Source organism: Mesorhizobium sp. M4B.F.Ca.ET.089.01.1.1 (assembly GCF_004022605.1).
In the GTDB taxonomy this organism is placed as follows: domain Bacteria; phylum Pseudomonadota; class Alphaproteobacteria; order Rhizobiales; family Rhizobiaceae; genus Mesorhizobium; species Mesorhizobium abyssinicae.
In genome coordinates, this window is the sequence record NZ_RZOS01000895.1 from 1 (window position 1) to 1,094 (window position 1,094).

2 protein-coding genes are annotated in these 1,094 nt (G+C 58.2%); both read left to right on the top strand.

Going from position 1 to position 1,094, the window contains the following annotated elements:
- Window positions 1-295: 295 nt before the first annotated feature.
- A complete protein-coding gene (locus EN780_RS34825) occupies window positions 296-679 on the top strand; it encodes a hypothetical protein (protein ID WP_091597881.1) in 384 nt (127 codons plus the stop codon).
- Window positions 680-786: 107 nt separating this feature from the next.
- Window positions 787-1,094, top strand: a 308-nt coding sequence (locus EN780_RS34830) for a DUF6615 family protein (RefSeq protein WP_348631293.1), incomplete at its 3' end; no start/stop codon positions are given.

Genomic DNA, 1,094 nt, shown 5'->3' on the forward strand with positions numbered 1-1,094 from the left:
CGTCATTACAGGGGTAGTTTCATCTCGCTCACTCCTGACCGTATCCCCACAGCCGTTTCTGCCGCGCGATCTTGAGCCCGACCGTATTGATGGAACCCCCGGCCGCAGGGCAGATCCCCTGCGATAGTCACGGAGCGAGGAAAAATCCATCCAAATCGAATTATCCTCGTTGATGGACTTCGTGACGTGAATTTCCGACGCTAAAAAGGTCGAAATGCCAATTCTTCTCAGTAGGATCAGGCTGTCGAATTACTTATCCTAAGGCATCATCGTCATCTTCGGAAAGGACGCCCCGATGACTGACGAGCGTTCCCGCGGCCGCCCTCGCGGCACAGGCAAGAACGATACAGTCTTCCTGACCATGGTTGCAGATCTCATGGTGAAGACGCCTGGCCTGAAGTATACCACAGCCATGACGCGCATCGTTCGGCAGCGCACGGACTGGGATGCGGCGAGTCCAGAGGCGGCGGTCCGTCGCTGGCAAGTGAAATGGAAGGTGCAAGGTGAGGCACTTCTCGCCGCTGCGCATGAGCGCGCCATGCCGAAGCCTGTAGCTCGGATAGGCCGTCATTCGCGCTTGCCAGACATGAGCGAGGCGCAGGCGATCGTCACGCTGATCCTAGATGCCGTGCGGAACCACGACCCCGTTCATTACCGCTCGCTTGAAACCACACGCTAACTCCCTGCGCTGAGTGTAGGTGATTATGGAATTCGCGGAGCGGCAATAGTCATCGTAGGATTACAACGTTGGCAACACTTTGCGACCTGGCAACACGGCTACCTCTTGTGATCGGGGGACTGCTCGACCGCGAGACCAACCTCAAGCGCGGTAGGTTCCGGGAAGAAACCATGACCGACATCCTCACGGGCGCGCTGGCCGCGTTCGCCGGTCCAGAGCTCGTCATCTCCTACCCGATCGAAAAGGACACCGGGGGTGATCTTGATCTGCGGTTCTGGAACGTGTCTGAGGGTCGCGACCTTTGGGTGCGGATCCAAGCCAAGCGCCTAAACGCCGCCGTGGTCCAAAACAAGAACCGCTCCTACAGCGAGCTGCTGCATAGGCCCTCGCCCAAGCATGACTATCAATTCCGCAC

Bases quoted from the DNA above. Each gene is read 5' to 3' on its own strand.
- EN780_RS34825 (WP_091597881.1), top strand. From the start codon at position 296: ATGACTGACGAGCGTTCCCGCGGCCGCCCTCGCGGCACAGGCAAGAAC.